Origin of the sequence: Mucilaginibacter sp. (genome assembly GCF_036383575.1) — a bacterium.
In the GTDB taxonomy this organism is placed as follows: Bacteria; Bacteroidota; Bacteroidia; order Sphingobacteriales; family Sphingobacteriaceae; genus Mucilaginibacter.
The window spans coordinates 1-2,782 of sequence record NZ_DASVOB010000634.1 but is presented as its reverse complement, the minus strand read 5'-3'; the positions used below and the strand labels follow the sequence as shown (position 1 = coordinate 2,782).

The 2,782-nt window shown below is 41.6% G+C and carries 5 protein-coding genes; all 5 read right to left on the bottom strand.

The genetic code is table 11. The features are described from left to right. Positions 1-93: 93 nt before the first annotated feature. From VF500_RS22415 to VF500_RS22395, 5 genes are read right to left on the bottom strand one after another with little or no spacing between them, the layout of a single operon-like run. Complete coding sequence (locus VF500_RS22415) at positions 94-519, bottom strand: acyl-CoA thioesterase (protein ID WP_330861811.1); 426 nt, start codon at positions 517-519, stop codon at positions 94-96. Positions 520-531: 12 nt separating this feature from the next. Continuing rightward, positions 532-1,176 carry a hypothetical protein gene (locus VF500_RS22410; RefSeq protein ID WP_330861809.1) on the bottom strand — a complete coding sequence of 215 codons (645 nt, stop codon included), beginning with the start codon at positions 1,174-1,176 and terminating at the stop codon, positions 532-534. 8 nt (positions 1,177-1,184) lie between these two features. Beyond that, positions 1,185-1,607, bottom strand: a complete 423-nt coding sequence (locus VF500_RS22405; RefSeq protein WP_330861808.1) for a 3-hydroxyacyl-ACP dehydratase — start codon at positions 1,605-1,607, stop codon at positions 1,185-1,187. Positions 1,608-1,610: 3 nt separating this feature from the next. Beyond that, a complete protein-coding gene (locus VF500_RS22400) occupies positions 1,611-2,489 on the bottom strand; it encodes a hypothetical protein (RefSeq protein ID WP_330861807.1) in 879 nt (292 codons plus the stop codon). Next, positions 2,489-2,746: a phosphopantetheine-binding protein gene (locus tag VF500_RS22395; RefSeq protein ID WP_121232894.1), complete on the bottom strand. Its 258-nt coding sequence runs from the start codon at positions 2,744-2,746 to the stop codon at positions 2,489-2,491. Before VF500_RS22395 ends, VF500_RS22400 begins: the two co-directional genes overlap by 1 nt. Positions 2,747-2,782 lie beyond the last annotated feature (36 nt).

The window sequence follows — 2,782 nt, the reverse complement described above, 5'->3', positions numbered from 1 at the left end:
AACCAAGTGCTCAAAGTTTTGCGCAGTTGTAGCGCCCAGGGGCGAGGTAATATTATCGGCAACAAGGTAAACCTTTTTCATCCCAATGCGCTGTTATATCAAACCGTGTTTTTGTTTCCACTCCAGGAAAAAATCCGGGTTAGTGAGCTGAAGCTCAAAATTATCGCGGCGCACAAATACCTGTACGGTTGAGCCTTTTACGATCAGTTCGCCGGTTTGGACATTGAGCAGCCGGTAAGCGAAATTGATCTTGGCCGATTCGGTGGGGGTATAAACAGTTTCGATGATCACCTTATCCTCGTACCGTAAAAAACGCTTATAATCGCAGTTTACGTTAACAATGGGTACAACATAGCCCGCATTATAAACATCCATATAACCCAGGCCATATTGTTTGCCGAAAGCCTCGCGGCCATCTTCAAAATAGCGGATATAATTGCCATGCCAAACCACGCCCAGCATATCCACATCACTGAATTTAACCTCTATTTCGATAGTATTTATTAACGATTGCTGCAAAACGCTGTTGGCTTAGTATTTTTTGAAAAGATCGAAATCGGAACCAAAATCGTCCAGGATTACAGGCCATGGGTGTGCCCAGTAATTTCTAAAACCAAATCCACGGCTGTTGCCGGTGCGGAAAACGGTATACAAAACTGTTTTCTTATCCATATCAACAAAAGTTACCCAGGCACCGCCCTGCGCACGTCCTTTATCCATGCCTTCAACAATCAGCAACATGCCGATGCCTTTGTTGCCTAAAAAATCATAGTTTTTTATTATGGCATCAATATCTTTTTCTGTAAGTGTTTTAAAATGGCCCGGATCAGTATCGAAAAAGTTTTTGGTAATGGCGCTGTTAACTTTTTCGGTAACGTTCATCGCAAAATGGACTGTATCGCGGTGTACCGCCCTCGCCGGGTTATATTTTTTTGGTTCCTTTAAAAAAAAGTTTTCCCATAATGGGATGTACTTGCCAACAAACTCGGCATTGATAATTTCTTTTTTGTAAGCCTCTTCCGAGCCGATAAATTTCATCTGCGAAAAGTCCATACCTAACCAGGTAATAGGTGTTTTTTTATCAAAAATTTCGGCTTTGGTTTGGGCAGATGCAGGTTTTAAAAACAAGCCTGATAAAACTATCAGTAAACTCAGTTTAATTGCGATTTTTTTCATGGTTGATATTATTGCGGTTGTATAAATATTTTCATTTCGCATTGGGCCATTGTTACGCCCTTGCAGGTTACTTTTCCTTTAATGATGGTTACATCAAAAATTTGATTTTCTATTGTTATTTCGGTTTCTATCGTGTCGCCTACTTTTGGCAGAGCAAACACTTCCAGGTTCTTTACAGCGCCGATAAAACCCGGCTGCACAGGTTTGTCCAATTGCCGGGCTATGTAACCGGCCCTCACGGCAGCTGTTTGGGCAATGTTTTCAACCAGTCCGGCTTCACTTAGTTCGTCGTTGCTTACCAAAACATTTTCGGCCTGCACCAGCAAGGTCGTGCGCGTAGCATCATCGTTCGATGATACCAGCGTATCAACCATTACAAATGGCCACTTTTGCGGTATCTGCGTTAAAATATCCTGTGTTGGTAAGGTCATTGCTTATTGCCAAAAATTATAATAGTTATACCACTGTTCGGGGTATGTCTTTACCTTGTTTTCAAAACTGATAATAAAATCATTTATCAGCTGCAGCATCCCTTCGCCTTTAGGCAAGCCCGAATAATCTTTTGCTGGACTTGAAAAAAAGTGGTAATGCAGCGCGCTTTCCTTTAGGGCATAAACAAATGTTACCGGCACTTTAAACTTTTCGGCCATTACAAAAGGCCCTGCCGGGAATTTTGCGTCCTCACCTAAAAACTCCCTTGTTATAGTTTTATTGCCTTCAATAAACCTGTCGGCATGCATGCAAACCAGTTCGTTATTTTGAAAAGCCGCATTAATTTTAAATATGTGCGACAGGTCATTTTTAATCACGATGATGTTTATCTTCCTTTCGCCTGTTACCGAATCCATGTACTGTTTGATTTGCTTATCCTCGCCATCAAACATCACAATGTTAATACGGGTGTTGATATGGTCAAGCAGTTCGCCTGCTATTTCCCAGCTGCCGATGTGCGAGCTGAGCAGCAATCCGCCCTGGTTCATGGCAGCTATCTGCCTCAGGTTATCGATCCCATCAAAATTAAAGGTGAATTTATTGGGGATGCCCGACATGATCACCACTTTATCAATAATGCTTTGCCCAAACAGATAATAGTTTCGGTAAAGCTTCAGGATGGACCTTACTTTGCTAAACCCAAGCCTTTTATGGAAATAATAATAAGTGCTTTTGGATGATTGCCACGAAAACAGGAAATAATACAGCGCCACAAACCTCAGCATAAAGTAGGCAGGCTTGACACCTCCCACTTTTAAAACACTAACAAAAATGCGGTAACCAAGGGGATTTCCTTTTGATTTTCCCTGCCAGGCGGGCATTATGCAAGCTCTTTAGGTTGTACGCGTGATAGTACGTAATCGTAAAAATCCTGGAAGGTAACGATGCCCGTAAAATCCTCAGGCTTTACCTTGAAGGCGAAATTGCTTTCAATTACTACCACCAGGTCTATATAATCAAGGCTATCCAGGTCAAGTGTCTCTTTCAGGTTTGCAGTGGGTACCATTTTATCTGCATCTACCTCAAATTCTTCGGCCAGGAAGCTGTTAATTCTTTCAATGATCTCTTCAATTTGCATAATGGCTGGTTTAAATATATTTTTTAATAATCAGGG